Raw genomic sequence first — 20,642 nt, 5'->3', positions numbered from 1 at the left:
TTCGGGAAACTGTAGCACTCCCATTGCGCCCCTGCGCGCATTCAGGATCATCAGATACCTGCGCATACATTGGAAAATATAGATATAATCGTAAAGATATAGAGCTAACACAGACCCGATGATCATTGCAAAACGTCGTGCCGTCATGGTCAAATCCAGTTGAAACGCATGAAGTTCGGCGACATGGCGCATAGGCTATGTCGCCGTTGGTCGAGTTACGGGCACGAGGACTGCGTCCTCGAAAAAGCAGCCAATGGCGACATCGGAAGACATCGATTTTCTGCTTTACTGTTGCTGAGGGCCGAATTCCGAGGCGACTTGCAACGAGCGCTTCCTGGCTACCGGCATAGTTTCATTGCAACTACCGATACGGTAGACCACGAACATGCCAAGCAGCAATAAGGTGCTGTTTATGACGCAATTTTTCAAAAAGCCGTCTCAAACGGCAATCGAACCTACCAGCAAAAATATAAGGCAGTTGTAGTGCCATATTAGTCACAAGATGACAGAAACGTCATACTTCTACCTCCGAGCCTTTACAGGCTGTAACCACGGCTCCAACCATGGGGACATGTTCTGAACAGCGAATTGTGCAGTTCAGAAACCTATCGCAGACGGTTGCATAGAGGCCGTTGCGGTCCTAATGGGGGATTCCACTTGGTTGCTACCGCTCACTTTACATCGAAGACGCTGCTGCTCGCCGCGGCCGCACCCTTTGCCCTCGTATTGTCTGCCATGCCGAGCTTCGCACAGGATGCTACTGGAGCTTCGGAACCACAAAAGACCGTTTCTCCAGAAACTGCGCCAGTCGAAGATTCAGGCGAAGATATTGTCGTTACAGGATCACTGTTTCGTGGTGCCGATACCGGGCCGTCGCCCGTGACAACCCTAACGGCAGCGACGCTTCAGCAGCGCGGCATCAATACGGCTGCAGAGGCCGTGCAGCGCCTAACCGCGAACGGCGCCGGCACGATTAGCCAAGGGTGGAATACCGGTAGCAATTTCGCGACGGGTGCGACGGCGGCATCGCTGCGCGGCCTGTCCGTGCAGTCGACACTCACGCTGTTCGACGGGCTGCGGATGGCGCCGTATCCTCTCGCCGACGACGGCCAGCGCAACTTCGTCGACATGAACACGATCCCGAGCTCGCTGGTCGACCGCATCGAAGTGCTGAAGGATGGCGCTTCGTCTACCTATGGTGCGGACGCAGTTGCAGGTGTCATCAACGTCATCATGAAGAAGCAGATCGAGGGCCTTCACCTGAACGGCTCCGCGGGCATCTCGGATCGCGGCGATGGTGCCGAACAGCGTTTCGACGCGACGTGGGGCTATGGCGACCTCTCTACCCAAGGCTTCAACTTCTACGTCAACGGCGAGTATCAGAAGACTGCAGCGGTAAACGCAAGCGATCGGGGCTATCCGTTCAATTCATCGGATCTGAGCCGCATCTGTAATGACGCCGGCAGTTGCATAGCGCAGCCCACTGGTGCTCGGAACTTCTTCAACGCTGACGGAACCTATTCCGGTCTCGCATCGACGACGGTAGCGATGGTACGTCCCGTCGATGCTACGGGCGCTGCACTGGGCCGGTACAATATTCTCAATGCCGCCGACGGATGCCGCGACCTGAACCCGGTAACGGTCCTGCCGGGCCAGAGCCCGACCGCAGGCTCGGTGGTCTGCCAGCAGGATTTTCGTAAGCAGTATCTACAGGTCTTGCCGCAGCAGGAGCGCTACGGATTCTCAGGGCGGTTTACAGCAAATGTCGGTGAAAACGCGCAGGCCTATGTGTCCGGCAATTATTACCGGACCAACACCTTCACTCAGATCAGTCCACTCGGCTTCAACAACCAGACCACTCCGCCAGGCTCGGTTCTGCTCAATCCCCTCTATCTGCCGGCCTATGTCTGCGCCGGCGGCGTCGGCTCGCTGACCATGCTAGACACGGGATGCAACGCGGGTAACGGCGTTCTAAATCCCAACAATCCTTTCGCGGCCACCGGTGGCCGCGCGCAGTTGCTGAGCCTGTACGACCGTCCGCGTACGATCGAGACGAATTCGCGCGCGTTACGGCTGGCAGCTGGGATCAGCGGTACGTTCGGCGACGACTGGAAATACAGCGGCGATTTCACGGCGTCGAACACGCAGCTCGACGTCATCCAGAAGAACTATCTAATCCCGCAGCGGCTCATGGACGTGATCGCGCGCGGAACATATGATTTCGTAAACCCTGGCAACAATTCGGAAGCGATCCGCAACTATATCTCGCCCGAGAACCGGACGCGATCGACGGCCGACCTCTGGCAGATCCAGGGCACGCTCTCGAAGACGTTGTTCACGCTGCCGGGTGGTCCGCTGCAGGTCGCCATCGGCGGGGCCTATCGCAAGGAGTCGATCGACAACCCAAGCGCAAACCCGCAGAATGACGCGCATCCGTATGACCGTTATTACGGCGTGAACTCGGTCGGTGCAGTCGGCAGCCGCAACGTCAAGTCCGCGTTCTTCGAAATCAACGCGCCGGTCCTCGATCAGCTCGTGATTAACGGGTCGGGCCGTTACGACGATTATTCGTCGGGCCAGAGCAACTTCTCGCCAAAGATCGGCGCGAAATTCTCGCCAATCCCGCAATTCTCGGTACGCGGTACCTTCTCGAAGGGGTTCCGTATTCCGAGCTTCAACGAAGCCAACGGTCTGCCGACCACGGGTTATGTGACCCGCTCACTTGATCCGAGCATTCCTGCGCAGGCAGCGTTCATCGCGGCGCACGGCGGTAACGCCTATGCAACAGGCCAGTTCTCGCTTGGCAACACGTCGACGGGCAACCCGGACCTGGATCCGGAGAAGTCGACCAGCTGGACGTTGGGCGCGATCTTCGAGCCGACATCCCGGATCAACTTCACCGTTGATTACTTCAACATCAAGGTGAAAGGCATCATCAACCCGGCAAGTTCCGCGGGTGCGTTCGAGCAATATTATGCGAACAATGGCGTCGTGAACCTTCCGGGTGTCGTCGTGCGGCCGGGTCTAGCCGACAACGACAATCCTGCTGCATTGCCGCAGATCGGCTTCATCGAGGTGTCGTACCAGAACGCTGACGAACAGCGCGTGTCCGGCATCGATTTCGGCGCCAATGCCCGCTTCCCGATCGGTGACAACGTAACGTTCAGCACCTCGGCTGACGCGTCGTACCTACTCAAGTTCGAGAAGCAGACTGCAGACGGCAACGTCGAACGGTATGACGGCACGCTCAGCCCTTGCAACAACACATCTTGCTCGGGCTCACCGAAGTGGCGTGCAACGTGGCAGAATACCCTTGAGGTCGGTGCGGCAACACTCTCGGCGACCGCCTATTACACCGCCGGCTATGACCTCGCTTCGACCGATGCCTCCAACGGCTACAGCGGCGTCAAAGGCGATTGCGAAGCCAGCATCGGATCATCGGTCGTGACGTACCAGGACGGAACGCCGGTATTGTGCAATGCAAAGGCAACGTGGAACGTCGATATGACCGCGACGGTCAAGGTCAACGATCGTTTCACGCTGTACACCAACGTGCTCAACATCCTCGACATCAAGCCCCCGTTTGATCCGAGCGGCGGGTATAGCATCAACCAGTATAACCCTGCCTGGACGACCGGCAACATCATGGGTCGCTTCATTCGAGTCGGCGCACGCGTCGACTTCTAAGGGGCCAAGCTAGATAAGGCAGCTTCTTCGGCGGCTGCCTTATCAGAAGCGGGACGACTGCGTCTTTGACTGCTGGCGACCTTCGCAAATGGGGTAGCCGGAGGCCAAAGCGGTCACGTTACGGAAATGAAAGAGCTACCGAAGTCGGGAAGTGTGAAAGGACGCTTCAATGTCCGAAACTGGGTCTGGTTAGCTGAGGTCTGCGACGACGCAGAGATGGTCACCGCAGTTGCTGTCTTTGCTGCCCCGCCGATTGAAGGTAGCGGCAAGAGGCCGGTCGCGGCCGCTCTGACAAGTTACGCAGGTCCGCACTCCACGCAGCGCTCGGCGTCGACCTTCGGGGATGTCGTCGCCACAGATTGCACAGAACGGTTCACTCGTTCCGCTTGGCATGCTCGCGCGTGCCGCCAACACTGCGTCCGCCACTGAATCGTCGATCTGATCCTGCATCGCGCCGTCGCGCGTCCAACCGCCGGCCATTTGTCTCTCCTTACCGGAGGCATATGGGGACCGGAGAGCGCCTGTACCAATGCTGGCGCGTAAACCGGTGTTCGCTTCCGGGCGGCCGTTCACGTCATGCAGGCGACGACTTCTTGGCCGGCTGGAAGCTGTAGGGTAGGGTGCGTTCGCCCAATCGCGGACATGCGCCATGTTCTATCTCTCGATGCCAACTCGTGGACAAACGCGCGCTGACAATGGCGCTTGTCGACCCCGCGCTCCGGATGGATAGCATCCCGGCACTTATCGGTTATCGATGCCAATGAAATACACGGCGGGCAGCGAGGTGGTACTACCGCCGCCGACGAACGCTGATCCCAAAATCGCTGGAGCACCTTGGGAACGCCATGATCGAAACACGGCGATCGGAGGCTATCGTAAGTATTTGATAGTGCGCGACCTATGCGTTCTGACCTTCCGCCACAGACGGCTCTCGATCGATTTGGCCGCTACGAATGGACTATTTCGGTGGTTGAAATTGATCGAGGTTGGGTTCAGCGGGTGGCCTTCGTGCAAAGGAAACGCTTGATTTCGACAATCCTTCAGGTCGTTTGCGGGGGCTTTTTCGCCGCGGTGATGATGCTCGGCCGGCGTTGGTATATGTACGCGGCGCATGCAGGGAGTCCGTACGACGCGGTCGACATCGCACTGAACGGTGACGCGCCAGAGCCGATGCGCGGCTGGGGCTGCGACACGTCGCGGGCATGGTTTCCAGGTCGGCTGCCGCCATCCCGGTGCCGGGCTGGAGGGACGTCGTTGGCGCTCAGCCATCTGAGTATTCCGTAAAATTCGCGCGCCGAGACAGAACCGACGGATCGCGTTCTGATCGGGCGTAATTGTTCGTCAAAGGGGAGAACGCGATGCGACGCCTGCCGCAACCATACGCCATGCTGATCAGCATCCTGCTGGTGCCGCTGCTGCTTGGCGTGCTCGGCGGTTGGGAGCGCGTGCGAGCGCAGGGCTCGGTCGCCGAATACACCGCCATGCAGTCCTCCCTTCCGCAGCAGGTGCGCGCGATGCGCGAACTCGGCGCGCGCGACAGCACTGCTTCGGTCGACCTCGGCAATCCGGATACCGTCTACGCCCCCGCACTCGCGGCCGACATGGTCGAGGAGCGCCTGCCGTCGGTCCGGCGCAGCCTGATCCTTGCCCGCGTGCAGGGGCCGCTCGCCTGGAGCGTGATCGGAGGCGCGCTGCTGGCGTTGATCTGCGGCGCGATCGGGCTGGCCGCCGCACAGATCGCCGCGCGACGGGCGATGGTGTCGCGCGATGCGCTCGTCGCGAGCTTTGCCGCGCTTCAGCGCGCGCTGCCGCTGGTGCTGGGCGGCATGGTGATCGGGCTCGCGCTCGCCGTGGTCTGTGGGGTGCTGTTCGAACTGATCAGCCTGTGGTCGTCGGTGACGCTGTCGGGCGGTGGCGTGAAGCTGATGTTCGCGGGCGTGGTGCTGGCCCTGGTGGCGTTGGGGACCGCCTGGTCCGCGATCCGCGCGCTGCGCGAGGTGGTGGCGCTCTACACGCCGCAACCGGGTGAGGTCACCGGACGGGCGGTGAGCGTGGACGAGGCGCCCGCGCTATGGCGCTTCGTACAGGACATCGCCGGCCGGCAGCAGGCGATCGCCCCCGATACGCTGGTGCTGGGGTTGGCGCAGGGTTTTTACGTCACCGAGCAGGACCTGCTGCTGTCGCCGGGCGAACGGCGTGTTTCGGGGCGTACGCTCTACCTGCCGGCGCCGTACCTGCAGTTCCTGGACGAAGGCGAGGTGGCCGCGATCGTCGGCCACGAACTGGCGCACTTCACCGGCGAGGACACCGCGTACAGCCGGCGCTTCGCACCTCTTTACGCAGGGATGGGACGCGCGCTGGCGGCGATGCATTCGGACGCCAACGGGCTGCTGCTGCTCAAGGGACCGCTGCAATTGGCCGATCACGCGATGGAGCGGTTCGATCTCGCGGTGCGCCACTGGAGCCGTCTGCGCGAGTTCGAGGCGGATCGGCTGGGTTCGCGGGTGTCCGGCGGCCGGCCAGCGGCCTCCGCGCTGATCCGGACGGCGGTGGTCGCACCGCCGGTCGACGCCGTGCTCGAGGACGCCTTCGCGAACCCACCCGAAGACGATCCGGATCTCGTCGCCGTGGCGGCGCAGATGGTCGAGGAGAAGGGGTGGCCGGACATCCGCGCCTATCTGGAAGACGTGCAGTCGCACCCGACCGACCCCCATCCGCGCACGCCCGAACGCATCCAGCGGCTGGACGTGGCGCTCGACGATGCCTTGCTGGAAACCGCGCTGCGTGCGCCACGCGACGGACCGCGTCCCGCAGGCGAGCGCCTGATCGCCGACTGGCAGGATTGGTGCCGACGCCTGAGCACGGACTACCTTGCCGAAGTCCGCGGTGCCCATGCGCGCCATCGCCAGTTTCTGGAGCAAACCGCCGCGGCAGTGCCGCAGGAGGCGGTGACGCTGTACAACAATGTCGGTCCGGCGAGCTGGGTGCAGTTTTGTGCGGCGATGCTGTTCCTTGCCGCAGGCGCGGCGATCTGGATATTCCGGCAGCCGATCGGCCTCGGGCGCGACACGTTCGAGCTGCGGCTGGTTATCGGTGCCTTTATAGGTGCGGCAGTGATCTTCGTGATGGGCGGCGCCTTGATCCGCCGTGGCGCGCGGACGCCCTATCTGATCCTGCTGCCCGAAACGTTGAGTTCCCCGCAGCTTGACGCGCCGATCGCGTGGCGCGACGTAGAGGCCTGGGGGGTCGCCTTCGGCACCCGCTTCGGCCTTGATCTGGTACTGGAGGACGGCGTGGCTCTGCCCCGCGTGCGGCGGTTCGCGCGAGGGACCGCTGTGCGGAAGGCCAAGCGCCTGGTCATGATCGGCGCTTACGGCGTTCGCGGCATGGGCGTCGAGGATTTCCGGCAGTTGATCGAAAGCTACTTCCAGGCGGAGCAAGCCCGGCGCGCTCTGGCGGAGCGCTGACGCGCGCGGCATGCGCTCGCGCTTTGCCGCTGCGCTGACGGTCGCGGACGTGGGCAGTCAGGTCGCGCCCCGGATCAGCCGACCTCGTCGCCGACCTTTCCGTCAAACGAGACTATCGTGCGCGCTCGTCAGCCTTGGACGAGCGTATCGATAAGATGGTCGTCGGCGGGCAATTGGCCATCGAGTATCAGCATCGCGAGGCCGTGGACGAGCGACCAGGAGCGTAGCGCGCCAGTCTCGACCTGATCCGAACCCGCGTCATTCGGCGATGCCGCGGCGGCGTTGGCGCGTAACATCCGCAGCGCTTCGATCTCTCCTGTCGCCTGCAACTGTGCGGACGACGTGAAGATGAGGCGGAAAATAGCCGGATTGGCGAGCGCGAACCGCACATAGGCCCGGCCGGTTGCGGCAAACGCAGCAGCGCCGTCCTTGCCGCTCGCCGCGTCGCGCTGCGCAGTGGCGAGCCGGTCCAACCCCTCGCGGGCAAGCGCGCGCATCAGCGCCGCCTTGTCGGGAAAATGCCGGTACACCGAGGTCGCACTGACCCCGACTTCGCGCGCCATTTCGCGCAGCGAGACGCCTTCCACGGCGCGTTCCGCCAGCAGCCGAAGCCCGACCTTGATCAACGCCGCGTGCAGATCGCCGTGATGATAGCGTTTTTCCATGTTGACACTGTTACCTTTACATCTATGCTCACGGTGTAAACATTGGAGGCGGGCATGGCTAGCGTTCTGGCAAGGGTAGATGCTGACGGGGTCGGGGAGGGGACGCAGATGGCACGGCATTTTCTGTCCGGCATCCATCGGCCGATGCAGGAGGAGTTGACGCTGACCTCGCTCGAGGTTCGCGGCGCCATTCCGCCGGGACTACGCGGTCGCTACCTGCGAACCGGGCCGAACCCCGTCGCAGCCGATCCCGCATCTTACCATTGGTTCACCGGTGACGGCATGGTGCACGGCCTGGCGATCCGGAACGGCAAGGCGATCTGGTACCGCAATCGCTGGATCGGATCGCGCAGCAACGCGGCTGCCCGTGAAACGACCCCGGCACCGGGGCCGCGGCACGGTTCCAGCGACACCGTGAACACCAACGTCGTCGATCTGGGCGGGCGCGTCTTCGCGGTTGTCGAAGGCGGTAGCTATCCCGTCGCACTGTCCGAGACGCTGGACGAGCAGCGCTACGACAATTTCGGCGGATCGCTCGCCGGTTCGTTCACCGCGCATCCTCACCGTGATCCGCTGACCGGCGAGTATCATGGCATCTGCTACGAGGGAACGAACCCCAACGAGATCCGCCACGTCGTCCTCGATCCCACCGGCAGGGTGGTACGCGAGGAGCCGATCGCGGTGGAACACGGCCCGATGATTCACGATTGCGCGATCACCGCACGCTACGTCGTCGTCCTCGATCTTCCGGTGACGTTTTCGCTGGCAACCCATCTCGCCGGTCAGTCGCTGCCTTACGCCTGGAACCCCGTGCATCGGGCCCGCGTCGGCCTGATGCCCCGCGGTGGCGATCACCATGCGATCATCTGGTGCGATGTCGATCCGACCTATGTCTTCCACGTCGCCAACGCCTTCGACCTGCCCGATGGCCGGGTTGAGCTCGACGTGTGTGCGTATCCGACGATGTTCGCCGGCGCGCCCGGTGGGCCCGACGCGACCTCGCGCGGGCTGGAGCGCTGGACGCTCGATCCGGCTGCCCGCACCACCGTGATCCGGACCATCGATGCCGCGCCGCAGGAGTTTCCGCGCATCGACGAGCGCCGGTTCGGCCAGACCTACCGCTATGCCTATGTCGTGGCCACGCAATCGGACCGTCGGTTCCAGAGCGCGAGCCGGCTCTACAAGCATGATCTCGTCGAGGCCGGGCGGGAGGTGCACGAGTTCGGGACCGGCCGTCACCCCGGCGAATTCGTGTTCGTGCCCGCGCACGAGGGTGCGGATGAAGACGAGGGATGGCTGATCGGCCTCGTCATCGACGAACCAAGCGACACCACCGAGCTGGTCATCCTCGATGCGCGCAACTTCGAGGGCGCTCCGGTCGCCACGGTGCGTCTGCCGCACCGCATTCCGCCGGGTTTTCACGGCAACTGGATCAACGGGGGAGACGCACAATGAACACGATCGTCACGACCATGAAGGACAGCCCTGTAATGAACCGTCGGACCGGCAGTCGCATCGGCCTCATCGCCATCGAAGCCGGCATCAATTTCGGGTTGCCGCTGCTGATCTACGATCGCGTGGCGCCGCAGTCGGGCGACGTGGTCGCGCTGATGGCATCCTCGCTGCCACCCTTGCTCTGGTCGCTCGTCGAGTTCGCCCGCCGTCGTCGCGTCGATGCGCTGTCGGTCCTCGTGCTGGCAGGCATCGCGCTGTCGCTGCTCGCCATGCTCGGGGGCGGGTCCGTCCGCTTTCTCCAGTTGCGCGAGAACCTCGTCTCGGCACTGATCGGCCTGGTGTTCCTCGGCTCGGCGGCGATCGGCCGCCCGCTGATCTATCAGCTTGCCCGTGCCGGCCTGGCGCGGAAATCGCCGGACGAGGTCGCCGCGTTCGAGGCCAAGCGCGACACGCCCCGCTTCCGCCGGGTCATGACGGTCATGACGCTGGTCTGGGGCATCGGCCTGCTCATCTCGTCGGCGCTCGCCTGCGTGCTCGTCTTCACGCTCAGCATCCACGATTACATGCTGGTCAGCCCGTTCGTCGGCTACGGCTCGATGGGGGCGCTCGCGCTTTGGACGGTGTGGTACCGGCGTCTTGCCCAACGCCGCGCGGCACGCTGACGGCCTCGAAAGCGATCCAAGGTCGGCAAACGCCGGGCCTCGCCGCTTACTGGCGTCCCAAAGGCATCTGGCACCCGGGGCGCCTTTCGACGTCGCTGGCCCAGTCGATCCGGTAGGTCACCAGGAAGCCATCGTGATCGGACAACGCCGGCGCAGACGGGCCTCCGTCGAACATCGCCTCGACGCGGATCGGGCGAATGGTCACGGCCTTGCCGCTCTCGAAGAATTGCAGATCCTGGGTATCGATCCACGGCTCGTCGCCGTCCCATGACATCCGCACCTCGCACCTCGAGGATCGATCGATGCAAACCCGGTGGACCAGGGTCATCGGCTGATGCCGTGTAAAATTATCCCAGCGATCCTGAGCCCTGCGCATGTTGAAATCACCGCCGAAGATCATCGGCAGGCTATCGTCGTGCGTCCTGTCGATGAACTGGGATGCCTCCAGGGCCTGTCGCTCGTGCGCGGCAAGGTTGCGCGCGTGAGGCGCTTTCGAGGCACCGCGCGAGTTCATGTGGGTGTTGTACAAGTCGATCGGCAGCGGGACGCCGGGGATGCTGATCCTCGCTAGCATGACGCCCTTGTTCGACAGGCAATCGATACCGGCGCAGGACTTGCGGCCATAGGGCTGGCTGCGCGAGGCGATGATCGGGTAGCGTGACGCGATGGCAAGGCCGCTGCCCGTCAGGTGGAATCCTGTCTCGCCGCGTTTGAGGCTCGCGCGGCCAGGCAGTTTTCGCGACACGGCATTTGCGGTCCTGGCCGTGCGTGCGGGCCCCGAAACGATCGCTGGATAGCCGGTCGCGAGCACGGCCTTCTTCGCGGCACCGCTGAACATCTCCTGGACCATCACGATGTCGGGGGCGGTCCCGGATGCGCGGGCGGTGGCCAGATAGCGGGCGATCTCGGCAAGGCGCGGCGCACGCCCTTGCCGGGCAGGCCAGCCCAGGCCTTCGATATTGTACGTCAGCACCGAGAGGGTGGCAGTGCCCGATCCGCGTTGCGCCAGGTTCGGGCGCACGGTGGCGACGGTGCAGGCAAGATGCCGGGCCGGGGGAAGGGTTCCGCACCCGGTAACTCCGAGCAACAGGCTGACGATGACGACCGGACGCTTCATGCTTCCGCTATTCCTCCAGAACGTGCGAGCCTGCAACGATGGCATCCATCGGTGCACGGCGGCGCCGGGGTAACGGACGTCCTGCGCGATACACGATCTGCGACGTGAGCCGGCAGGACGTGACGTACCTTGCCGCCGCTGACTGGAACGATGCGCGGAGCGTCGGATCGCGCTGTGGCGAACCAATTACGGTTATGGACGCAGTCCTGCCGCGACCGTAAAATGTGCGCGTGCCGCCGGACAACGGAGCGGGACGAACAGGGGAACTCACGTGCCGGCCATGAAAAGCTCGACTGCGCTCACCGTGTCGCTTCTGCTCTCGACCTTCGCGCCGGCGATCGTCGCGGCGCAGTCCACCGGCCTTGAGGACATGGTAGGGGCGCGTGCCGGTCAGGGGGAGGGGGAGCTTCAGCGTCGTGGCTACACCAGCATCCGGGCCGAGAAGGGCGACGATCGCAGCTACGCCTATTGGTGGAACGCCAGTCGTCGCCAGTGCGTGACCATCGCGACGATGGAAGGGCGCTACGACTCGATCCAGGCGACGACCCCGCCCGACTGCCGCAAGCCCGCTACGCTCAAGCCAGCGACGGGCTCTTCGCGTCCGCCGTATCGGCCTGGCGACAACCGACCAGGCTCCCCCGCTGGCGGCCCCGTGATCGATGGTCGCGCGGTCGGGCTCGGCTTGGTCTGCTTCGGTGACGGATCGAAAAGCGGCATCGCGAGCGGTACCACATGGACCTGGAACCGCGACCGCGACCGTTACGAATACGGCACCTATAATCAGACCACCCGCGAAGTCTTCGACGCGTCGCTGATGGTGCAGACCTGGGACGGCGGCGGCCGCATTCGTCTGCCACGGTCGCTGATCCCGCCGATCAATTCGCGCGGCAACAGTGGCTGGTGGGACCTCTACGACGTCGTCGTCGGTCCCGACGTCATCCGCGCTCGCTACCGCCTGAATGGCCTCAACAAGCCGCGTATAGTGATCGACCGGCGCACCGGCCGGATCACCGTGCAGGGAACCGCCAGCTATGGCTTCCGCGGTTCGTGCGACGTGATCGGTCACGAGCCGCGCAAATTCTAGGCACCGTGCTCGCCGTGACCAAGGCCATCTTCCATGGCTTCGGAATGCTCACGTGACGGTGTCGGAAGGCTGTCGGTCGACCGTACCCCAAGGAACGACGTCGTTCCTCGGGGTACGGTCAGCGCAAACGAAGGTCACCCAAGCAATCGGATGGCCGCGTTACATCCGGTACGAGAGGCGCAGATAGCCGAACTGCCCCGGCACGTCGTAGGTCGTGGGATCATAGTTCGGACCGGTGCAGGTCGTGCACGCCGGCGGATCCTGGTTGAAGACGTTGCGCACGCCGGCCGTGAAATCGAACTTCCTGTCCAGGAAGGCGGGCGAGAAGGTCAGCTGCACGTCACCGTAGAAGGTGTTGTCCAGCCGGGCGCCCGTATTCTCGCGGACATGGTTGATGTAGCGGCCGGTGAACGATGCCTCGACATCGGCGATGCTCCAGCTGACGACGCCCGTTCCCTTGAACTTGGGGTAGGACTGGTCGGGTGAACCGCGGGTCGTGCCGCGATAGCTGATCGCGCTGAACCCGGTCGAGGTTGGCGTCGTCTCGCTGTACTTCATGAGATGATTGCCGTTCAGCGACAGGCCGAAGATGCCCACGCCGGTCTGCGGCGAGCGATAGTTGAGCGTCAGGTCGATGCCGCGCGTGCGGATCTCCCCGATGTTCTGCAGCAGGCCGACGATGCTCGAGATGCGGCCGCTGCTGCTGCGCACCACGTTCGAGCAGCTCAGCGCGTCACCCGCCTCGGAGCACCGCGCCAACGTCACCTGCGGGTTGGTCGAGGCGATCGCGCCCGATACCTTGATGTCGTAGTAATTGGCTTCCAGCGTGAACTGGCTGGCAAGGCCGCTTGTCCGCATGAACGCCGGGCTGAGCACGCCGCCGAACAGCCAGGTTTTCGAGGTTTCCGGCGCAAGCGCCTGGTTGCCGCCCGTCGTTACGCCGAGCTGGCCGATAGGTTCCTGATAGCTGCCGTTCGTCGGAACGCCGTTAGCCGCGCAGTTGGCCCGTACCGTGGCGGACGCCTGATAGCGGGAGCCGGCGATGTTGCTGCAGGGATCGGGGATGCCGATATCGGACCGCGACTGCGCGCCGAACAGCTCGCCGATGCTGGGTGCGCGGAACCCTTCGGCATAGGATGCACGGAGCAGCAGGTCCGGGATCGGCTTCCAGAGACCCGTGCCGGTATAGGTCGTGTTACTGCCGCTGATCGAATAGTTCACATGGCGGACCGCGCCCGACGCTTCGAGCGAGCTGAAGAAAGGCACGTCCTTCAGCAGCGGAACGCGGATTTCGCCGTAGACCTCGTCCGAGTTGAACGCGCCGCTGGCCGCCTGCGCGGGAATGTCGGCGCCGAAACCGGCCTGAATCAACGCATCGGGGGTGAACGATCCCTTCTGGTAGCGATGTTCGTAGCCGACCGCGAAGCCGATCGGACCGGCGGGGAGGTCGAACAGTTCACCCGTGAGGTTGGCGGTGTAGTCGCGCAGTTCCTGGCTGCTCTTGGCGCGCTCGGTAAAGCCGACAAAGGCCAGCATCTGCGGCGTGATCGAGCCTGCGCCGCCGAAGATGTTGAACGGTACGCACTCCCCCGTGCACTGCGCGAGCGGACCAAGCGCCTGCGCGAGCCGCTGCGTGTTGATGTTGCCCGTGAACACCTGCTTGGCGTCGTTGAAGCCCTGGACCGCGTTCACGTCCCAGTAGAACGTCTTCCCGCCGACCTGGAACTTGCCGTCCAGCGTCGCGGTGACCGACATCGTATCGACGCTCTGATTATAGGTGCGCTGCCCGCCCTCGACGAGGCGGCGTCCGACCAACGCATAGTTCGCCGGGGGTTGGCCGGGGCCACCAGCCGACAAGGTAACGCCAAAGGGGTTGAACGGGTTGGTCGCGTCGATCGAGATCCGATCGGTGAGCGTCCCGGTCCCCGCATCGGGACCGACGTTCAGGGGCAGGAAGGCGGCCTGGTTCTGCGAATTGCGGTGATTGTACACCGTCTTGACTCGCAGGTTGATACCCGAGCCGAGGTCACCCTTGAAGCTGACGAACGCACCGTAGCGTTCGGACGGCGTCAGGTAATAGTTGAACGGTGCGAAGTTGAACCGGTCCGCAGCGGTGAACGCGCGAAAATCGCCGCCCGCGAGCGTGGGATCGTAGACTCCGCGGCTGGTCAGGCCGTTCTGGCGCACCGTGAGCGTGCCGCCTTGTGGACGGATGGCGTTGCCGGCGTTGAAGACGATGCGACCGCCCAGGGCCGCGCCCGAGCAACCACCGCGAGGATCGAGGCAGGTCGTCTGCCCCGGATTGGGGAATTGCGATCCAGCCCGATCACTCGTGCGGACGCTGCCTTCCTTCACATAGCTGCCGCCGAAGACGAGCGATGTGTTGGGGCCCTTCACGCCGTAGCTTATGTCGCCGTTATAGGAATGGCCGTCGCCGGCACGATACGTACCGAACTGCCCGGACATGCGCAGCCCCTTCTGGCTGGCCTTGGTGATGATGTTGACGACGCCGGCAATGGCATCCGAACCGTACAGCGGCGACTGGCCCGATTGCAGAACCTCGATCCGCTCGATCGAACTGTTGGGAATGGTGTTCAGATCGACCGTGCCGGGAATGCCGCTCGCCGACGCGCCGTTGACGTAGCGAAGCCCGTCGACGAGCACGAGCGTCCGCTTGGCGAGCAGGTAGCGCAGGTCGATCTCGGCCGAGCCAGCACCGACACCGCCGCCATCCTGCGGGTTGCCGATGTTACCCGAATTGTTCGCCTTCGTGTTCAACCCACCCGCAGCGCTGGGAAGGCGCTGAAGGATATCCGCCACCGAGGTCAGGCCGGTCTGCGCAAGCGCGGCGGAATCGAGCGTGACGACAGGGGAGCGCTGTTCGAGTGGGCTCTGACGGATGCGCGACCCGGTGACGATGATGTCGTCGGGCGTGTCCGCCGCCTCGTTACTCGTAGCGCTCGCGGCCGCGGTGGGGCCAACGTCGACAGCCTGCGCATGGGCGGAAGCCGCAGCGAGAAGCATCGCCGGCAGGCATATGCCCGCACGCAGCAAGGTTCGGTTCATCATGGTCGTGGCCCCCTTATTAACCAGTCGGTACCTCCCGGAAAAAGTGGTGCGCTGCAATAGAAAGACAGTTCCGGCACTCGGATTTGTTGCGAAGTTCCAACCTAAGTTGCAAATCTGCAACATACTGTAATTTATGCTGCCTCGTGGTTGTGCGGCAGTAGCGCTCAACAAACGTGCAAGAGGCTACGGTTTGGCGGCCCGTCGAATTCTGAACGGGTGGATGTGACATCGATCGCGATTCAACGGCCCGGCGCCGAACGCCACACGCTCTGCACGAAGCCAGGGTTTGTGTGTGCGGCCGTGGTACTGGTGCCGCTAAGGGTTTCAATTTACGCGACGATCGTGTCCGTGGCTTGATGCCGCTGCCCGCGAAGCACGGCCTTTCCCAGCGCATCGCCAAATCCGAGACGGATTTTTCCGGATATCTGCCGACGTAATGACCGGTCTCAGGACGTTACCAACGTGCCGCTAAAGGGCGCCACGCCGACGATACCGGCTACCGCCCTATCAAAGAGCAAAAATAGCTCAGCAGACGTAGCTTCGATACAGCAAAGCGCGATTATAGGCCGCATCGACCAGCGCCGTGCGTTCGAACAGCGCCGTATCGCCGGCGATATACCCGTCGGGCGGCGTCGCTTCGACTTCGTGGCCGAGGGATTCGAAAAATGCGGGCGCGCGCGTCTCGTCGATCGTCTCGAACCCGCTCTTTCTGTGTCGGAAAAATGCCGTGCCGTCACGGATCGTCGGCGAGAGGTAGTGGATCAGCGCAATCCGGTCGCGTCCGTACGCGTCTACATGCGGCAGGCGTTGCCGAATATCGAGCGCTTCGGGCGTGATCGTGACCATCGAGAACTGCGCATCGACGACGCGGATGCGGCGGCACGGTCCGAACTCCCGCCCCAGCGCGCGTGCGACCACGGGAAGCTGATCGCGCAGATACGTATCGGGAAGGGCCGCGCGGATGCCGGGATAATGCTGCCCCGCGGAAACGAACGCGGCCTCCGCCGCCGCTGCGCGCAACCCGTCGGGATCGCCGGCAAAGCCGTCGATGATGACGAGTGGCTCCGCCTCGGCCCCGATGCGTCGTCTGGTGATATTGTGCGTCGTCATGACCGCTCGTCGTCCATTGCCGGTTGCTGCCACAGCGCCAAAGTAAACGCATCCGATGATCGTAGTGAACTTGGTGGACTGCAACGCGGCACGCGGGTCGGGTTCACGTGAAGCTTGGCACGTGGGGAGACTCAGCCGACAAATCGTTGCGCAATGAAATCGAAGTCCTGGACTCGCTCAGCGCGATATATAGATGCCGCACTGCCGGTTGGCGTTGAGTATCATCGAGCGCTCGATCCAGCATCGGGCGATCACTCCTCCCTTGCACGATCGTACGCCCGCGAAGCCTCCTCGATGGCGCCGCCATGGGTCAGCGCCCAGGCGTAGAGTGCTTCGAATGGTTGTCGTAGCGAGTGGCCGAGCGGCGTGATCGCATACTCGACGCCGATAGGGCTCGTCGGCAATACGGTGCGCGTGACCAGGCCGTTGCGTTCCAGCCGCTTGAGCGTGTCGGCGAGCGCCTTGTGCGTGATGCAATCCAGGCGGCGCTTGATCTCGTTGAATCGCGCTGGCTTCGGACAGATCACGGTCAGGATCATGACCGTCCACTTGTCCGCGATCTTGTCGAGCACCGGACGCACCTGCGCGGACTCGGATGCCGTTCGCTGCGCGGTCGCGCCAAGGTCGGTATCGGCGATGATATCTAGGCTATTCATGGTGCGTTATTGATAGCAGATATAATCAGTATATCTAGCCTGCCATCACGGATGAAGGATTCCACGATGGTATCGACGACGAACAAGGTGGCGCTGGTCGTAGGCGGGGCGAAGGGGATCGGGCTGGCAATCGGTCAACGGCTGGCCGCGGACGGCGCGACGTTAGTCTTCACCGGGCGCGACGCTGACGAGGTCGCGGCGTCGGCGCGTGCGATCGGCAACGGTGCGGTCGGACTTGTCGCGGATGCGAGCATTCCTGCCGATATGGCCCGTGCGGTGGCGACGGTTCGCGACACGCATGGCCGCATCGACGCGCTGGTGCTGAACGCCGGAATTTCGGAAGCTGCGTCGCTGGCCGACGAAACGCTCGACCATTTCGATCGGCATTTCGCGGTCAACGTCCGCGGCCCGGTGTTCGCCCTGCAAACAGCCGTGCGCGCGATGGGCGAGGGAGGCGCGGTCGTGCTGATCGGGTCGATCGCCGATGCGATCGGCGTGCCGACCCGCGGTGCCTATTCGGCGACCAAGGCGGCGCTGCGATCCTATGCCCGGACTTGGACGGCGGAACTCGCACCGCGCGGTATCCGCGTGAACGTGGTCAGTCCAGGACCGACCGATACGGCAATGATGGCGGCCGTGTCGGATGCCGAGCGCGCGGCGCTGACCGCGCCGATCCCGCTCGGCCGCATGGGGCGACCGGACGAGGTGGCCGCGGCTGTCGTCTTCCTGCTGAGCGATGATGCGAGTTACATCGCCGGTGCCGAACTGTGCGTCGATGGCGGGATGACGCAGGTCTGAGCCTGGGCACGCCTGCCGGGACGGTTCCGCTTCGCCACGGTCGCAAATTGAATGTCGGTCGGAAGTCGGGAAGCTCTATTCTGCTCCGGGATAGCGAGTTTGGGTCGGTGGACGCGGCGAAGTCGTTGGATTCGACGCCGCCACTGCCGTTCATGGGACCGGGCTACCGCAAGCCCATGAGCTTTAGGGCGCGGACCACTGTACTGTGAGAGACAGGCCCGCCGCGCGCGGCCGACAGACGTCGTGCCGCGCACAATGTCACCAAGCTGCTTACGTGGGGCATTGCGTCGATGTCACCGGTGCGTCGACGATGGTCGCGGACCGCCTCTTCGATACAGCGGATCACCGGTTCGGCACGCGTGTAAGCCAGGGCTCGTCGCGCACCGTGGCGAAGCGCAATATTGTCGATTCCGGCCATCATCGCCCGCGGGTGCTACCACAGAATCGTGTTGGCATTCACCATCGGCAAGAGCTTTTTAAGGCTGGCGATCGAAAACCTCCCACTGCTGCGGGGCTCCTATTAAAGGCGCGGTGTGCGCGCTCTATGCGGGTGCTCTACACTCAGGGGAAGCCGGCCCAGGCTTTATTTGGGTGGGGACGACGCGGGCTTCAAAATCAGACCTTGCGCCAATTTTTCCAGTAGCATCGTCAAATCGTCGAATTCTTCGCGGCTCCAATCTTCGAACAACGTCAGAGCCATTGTCTCCCGCGCGCGGTCCACTGCATCCGTCGCAATTTTTCCCTGCGGGGTGATCCGCGCTTCTCTGACACGGCGGTCGGTCGCGCCAGGGTGTCTCGTGACGAGGCCTAATTCCTCCAATCGGGCGATCTGGCGACTGACTGTGGTGTAGTCACGCCCGACCCTGCTCGCGAGATCGACGACGCCGATTGGTCCCAGGCGCTCGACCATCACCATCAGCGGGAACAATGCGCGCTCGAGGCTGAGCCCTGCCGCGTCGAGCATAGCCGCATCCTGCTCCGGCCGATTGATGACGCTGACGATCTCCATCAACGCACGATGCAACGACGGCAGATTTTCCCGAATATGTGCATTATGCACTTTGTTTGTTGACACGACCTGCTTCTCCAGAGATGTATGCAAAATACACATAGGAGTCCGATGATGCAATCCGATCTGAACGTAGATGTCCTGATCGTGGGGGCGGGTGCTGCTGGCCTGACGCTCGCGGTTGATCTCGCGCGCCGCGGCGTGACGTTCCGTTTGATCGACGGGCTCGACGGACCGTTCCAAGGCTCGCGGGGCAAGGGGATTCAACCGCGTACGCTGGAGGTTTTCGAAGACCTGGGTGTCGTCGACCGGATCGCCGCGGCTGGTAGCCTCTATCCGCCGCAGCGCGTCTACGGGATCGACGGAGGCCTCGAGGATACGCAAGAGTTCAGCATCGCAGCGAGCACCGATGGCGAGCCCTATCGGATGCCCGTGCTCGTTCCGCAATTCCGTACGGAAGCCGTGCTGCGAGATCGGATCGTCGAGCTAGGCGGCCGGGTCGAGTATGGCGTCGAACTGGTCAGCTTTGTCGACGACGGAGACGCGGTCGCCGCCAGCATCGCTGGCACGGATGGTAGCCAGACGATCCGTTGCCGGTATCTTATCGGCGCGGATGGTGGTCGCTCGTTTGTCCGCCGGGCATTGTCCGTCGAGTTTCCCGGAAAGACGCTCGGTGTCCGTGCCATCGTCGCCGATGTCGAGATCGACGGCCTCGGCCGCGACGTGTGGCATCGTTTCAACGCAGGCGACATGGCGCGGCAGATATCGTTCTGCCCCTTGCCGCACGGTGACGTATTCCAATTGCAGGCACCGATCGCGCTCGATGGTGAGGCCGACCTATCCGTTGCGGGCTTGCAGGCGTTTATCGACGAGCGCCTATCCAGGCCAGCCATCCGCGTCCGCGCGGTTCACTGGGCATCGGCCTATGCGATGAACGCGCGGCTCGCCGAACACTACCGGGTCGGTAACGTCTTCCTGATCGGTGATGCCGCGCATATCCATCCGCCGACGGGAGGACAGGGCCTCAACACGAGCGTGCAGGATGCCTATAATCTCGGGTGGAAGCTGGCAGCGGTGCTGGCCGGCGCCCCGCCGGTGCTGCTCGATACGTACGAGGAGGAGCGTCGACCTGTTGCCGCCGGGATGCTGGGGCTGGCGGCTGGGCTGCTCGACAAGGCCAGACACGGCGACATGCGCCGCGGCCGGGAGGTGCACCAGCTCGATCTCGGGTATCGCGGCTCGTCGCTCGCACCCGGAATGTCCGAGCGCTCGAACGGTATCCAGCCGGGCGACCGTATGCCCGACTCCGTGCTGCGGGGCGCCGCCGGACAGCCTCGCCGCCTGTACGATCTGCTCGCTGGTCCGCACTGGACGTTGCTGGTCGCGGGCGATGCCGGCGATGCGGACGTGCCGGCGCGTGCCGGGGTGAACGTCGTGACGATCGACGGCGATGGACAGGTTCGCGATGACAACGGCCAACTGGGCTTGGCGAAAGGCGAACGGCGTCTCGTTCGTCCAGACGGCTATGTCGGGGCATGCTTCGGATCGGGCGAGACGCACGCGATGACCGACTATCTAGCGCACGTCCTGCCGCCTTATCGATCGTGAGGGGGCGGGTGGCATGCCGAAGCCAAGCTGTTTCCCGTGCTGAAAACAGCCGTACCCAGCCTTCCCAGCAGAGTTGGCGCCATTTCGCCGTGAGACAACCGAGCCTCGTTCACCGCTGCGTGCTTGAAAACCAACGATGGTGACCCCTACGGGAATCGAACCCGTGCTTCAGCCGTGAAAGGGCCGCGTCCTAACCGCTAGACGAAGGGGCCTGCGTGGTGGAGGCCGACTAAGGGGAAGGGGGCGAGGCGTCAA

15 protein-coding genes and 1 tRNA gene are annotated in these 20,642 nt (G+C 63.6%); 8 read left to right on the top strand and 8 right to left on the bottom strand.

Annotated features, from left to right (window positions below; genetic code table 11):
• Window positions 1-879: 879 nt before the first annotated feature.
• The gene (locus tag IFT67_RS15795) at window positions 880-3,687 is read left to right on the top strand and encodes a TonB-dependent receptor domain-containing protein (protein ID WP_192239099.1); all 2,808 of its coding nucleotides are present in this window, start codon (window positions 880-882) and stop codon (window positions 3,685-3,687) included.
• 189 nt (window positions 3,688-3,876) lie between these two features.
• Here the strand turns inward: IFT67_RS15795 and IFT67_RS15790 are convergent, their stop codons facing one another.
• On the bottom strand, window positions 3,877-4,167 hold the full coding sequence (locus IFT67_RS15790) for a DksA/TraR family C4-type zinc finger protein (protein WP_192239098.1): 291 nt from the start codon (window positions 4,165-4,167) through the stop codon (window positions 3,877-3,879).
• A 420-nt stretch (window positions 4,168-4,587) separates the two neighbouring features.
• Here IFT67_RS15790 and IFT67_RS20680 point away from each other — a divergent pair, with 420 nt between their 5' ends.
• Entirely contained in the window at window positions 4,588-4,971 is a 384-nt protein-coding gene (locus IFT67_RS20680; protein ID WP_244647415.1) for a hypothetical protein, read from the top strand.
• 50 nt (window positions 4,972-5,021) lie between these two features.
• Window positions 5,022-7,154 carry a M48 family metallopeptidase gene (locus IFT67_RS15780; RefSeq protein WP_192239097.1) on the top strand — a complete coding sequence of 711 codons (2,133 nt, stop codon included), beginning with the start codon at window positions 5,022-5,024 and terminating at the stop codon, window positions 7,152-7,154.
• A gap of 128 nt (window positions 7,155-7,282) precedes the next feature.
• Here the strand turns inward: IFT67_RS15780 and IFT67_RS15775 are convergent, their stop codons facing one another.
• On the bottom strand, window positions 7,283-7,819 hold the full coding sequence (locus IFT67_RS15775; RefSeq protein WP_192239096.1) for a TetR/AcrR family transcriptional regulator: 537 nt from the start codon (window positions 7,817-7,819) through the stop codon (window positions 7,283-7,285).
• A 54-nt stretch (window positions 7,820-7,873) separates the two neighbouring features.
• Between IFT67_RS15775 and IFT67_RS15770 the strand changes: the two genes are divergently transcribed.
• Together IFT67_RS15770 and IFT67_RS15765 are read left to right on the top strand one after the other, a co-directional pair.
• The gene (locus IFT67_RS15770; RefSeq protein WP_192239095.1) at window positions 7,874-9,274 is read left to right on the top strand and encodes an 8'-apo-carotenoid 13,14-cleaving dioxygenase; all 1,401 of its coding nucleotides are present in this window, start codon (window positions 7,874-7,876) and stop codon (window positions 9,272-9,274) included.
• A complete protein-coding gene (locus IFT67_RS15765) occupies window positions 9,271-9,936 on the top strand; it encodes a VC0807 family protein (protein WP_244647414.1) in 666 nt (221 codons plus the stop codon). Before IFT67_RS15770 ends, IFT67_RS15765 begins: the two co-directional genes overlap by 4 nt.
• A gap of 46 nt (window positions 9,937-9,982) precedes the next feature.
• On the opposite strand, the gene IFT67_RS15760 is transcribed toward IFT67_RS15765, so the two are convergent.
• Window positions 9,983-11,053, bottom strand: coding sequence for an endonuclease/exonuclease/phosphatase family protein (locus IFT67_RS15760; protein WP_192239094.1), 1,071 nt, complete (start codon window positions 11,051-11,053; stop codon window positions 9,983-9,985).
• Window positions 11,054-11,333: 280 nt separating this feature from the next.
• On the opposite strand from IFT67_RS15760, the gene IFT67_RS15755 reads away from it, so the two are divergent.
• On the top strand, window positions 11,334-12,137 hold the full coding sequence (locus IFT67_RS15755; protein ID WP_192239093.1) for a hypothetical protein: 804 nt from the start codon (window positions 11,334-11,336) through the stop codon (window positions 12,135-12,137).
• A 159-nt stretch (window positions 12,138-12,296) separates the two neighbouring features.
• On the opposite strand, the gene IFT67_RS15750 is transcribed toward IFT67_RS15755, so the two are convergent.
• The 3 genes from IFT67_RS15750 to IFT67_RS15740 form a co-directional block, all read right to left on the bottom strand.
• The gene (locus IFT67_RS15750) at window positions 12,297-15,206 is read right to left on the bottom strand and encodes a TonB-dependent receptor domain-containing protein (RefSeq protein ID WP_192239092.1); all 2,910 of its coding nucleotides are present in this window, start codon (window positions 15,204-15,206) and stop codon (window positions 12,297-12,299) included.
• Window positions 15,207-15,731: 525 nt separating this feature from the next.
• Window positions 15,732-16,316: a DUF6445 family protein gene (locus IFT67_RS15745; RefSeq protein ID WP_192239091.1), complete on the bottom strand. Its 585-nt coding sequence runs from the start codon at window positions 16,314-16,316 to the stop codon at window positions 15,732-15,734.
• A 251-nt stretch (window positions 16,317-16,567) separates the two neighbouring features.
• Complete coding sequence (locus tag IFT67_RS15740; RefSeq protein ID WP_197983084.1) at window positions 16,568-16,972, bottom strand: winged helix-turn-helix transcriptional regulator; 405 nt, start codon at window positions 16,970-16,972, stop codon at window positions 16,568-16,570.
• Between the two features lie 66 nt (window positions 16,973-17,038).
• On the opposite strand from IFT67_RS15740, the gene IFT67_RS15735 reads away from it, so the two are divergent.
• Entirely contained in the window at window positions 17,039-17,770 is a 732-nt protein-coding gene (locus tag IFT67_RS15735; RefSeq protein ID WP_192239090.1) for an SDR family NAD(P)-dependent oxidoreductase, read from the top strand.
• Between the two features lie 583 nt (window positions 17,771-18,353).
• Here the strand turns inward: IFT67_RS15735 and IFT67_RS15730 are convergent.
• Window positions 18,354-18,881 carry a MarR family winged helix-turn-helix transcriptional regulator gene (locus IFT67_RS15730; protein WP_192239089.1) on the bottom strand — a complete coding sequence of 176 codons (528 nt, stop codon included), beginning with the start codon at window positions 18,879-18,881 and terminating at the stop codon, window positions 18,354-18,356.
• Window positions 18,882-18,890: 9 nt separating this feature from the next.
• Between IFT67_RS15730 and IFT67_RS15725 the strand changes: the two genes are divergently transcribed.
• The gene (locus IFT67_RS15725; protein ID WP_244647413.1) at window positions 18,891-20,387 is read left to right on the top strand and encodes an FAD-dependent oxidoreductase; all 1,497 of its coding nucleotides are present in this window, start codon (window positions 18,891-18,893) and stop codon (window positions 20,385-20,387) included.
• A 137-nt stretch (window positions 20,388-20,524) separates the two neighbouring features.
• Here the strand turns inward: IFT67_RS15725 and IFT67_RS15720 are convergent.
• Window positions 20,525-20,599: transfer RNA gene (locus tag IFT67_RS15720), tRNA-Glu, on the bottom strand.
• Window positions 20,600-20,642: the final 43 nt, after the last annotated feature.

The sequence above is a fragment of the Sphingomonas sp. CFBP 13728 genome, from assembly GCF_014841895.1.
Lineage (GTDB): Bacteria > Pseudomonadota > Alphaproteobacteria > Sphingomonadales > Sphingomonadaceae > Sphingomonas.
This window is presented reverse-complemented; position numbering and strand designations above follow the sequence as displayed.